Origin of the sequence: Idiomarina sp. ST10R2A5, from assembly GCF_051842325.1 — a bacterium.
In the GTDB taxonomy this organism is placed as follows: domain Bacteria; phylum Pseudomonadota; class Gammaproteobacteria; order Enterobacterales; family Alteromonadaceae; genus Idiomarina; species Idiomarina abyssalis.
The window spans coordinates 1-232 of the sequence record NZ_JBNIEX010000092.1; the positions used below are offsets into that span (position 1 = coordinate 1).

The window sequence follows — 232 nt, forward strand, 5'->3', positions numbered from 1 at the left end:
GGGCGTCGCCGACGGCATCGGCGTGCCCGGGCCGGGCGGCGCGTCGTCGATCAAGTGGCTGGAGGCGAAAGGCAATGTCATGGTGATCCAGAAGGATCAGGTGGTCACCGGCGAGACTGCGATCTTCGACACCAGGACAAATCTGATCACCATGCGCGGCGGGGTCGTGCTGACCCAGTGCCAGAACGTGGTGCGTGGTGACCGCCTGCTGGTTGACATGACGACGGGCGTC

At 65.5% G+C, this 232-nt stretch carries 1 protein-coding gene; it reads left to right on the plus strand.

Annotated elements, in window-relative coordinates; genetic code table 11:
- The coding region (locus tag ACP7FG_RS13245; RefSeq protein WP_439226672.1) for an LptA/OstA family protein at window positions 1–232 on the plus strand (232 nt) is incomplete at both ends.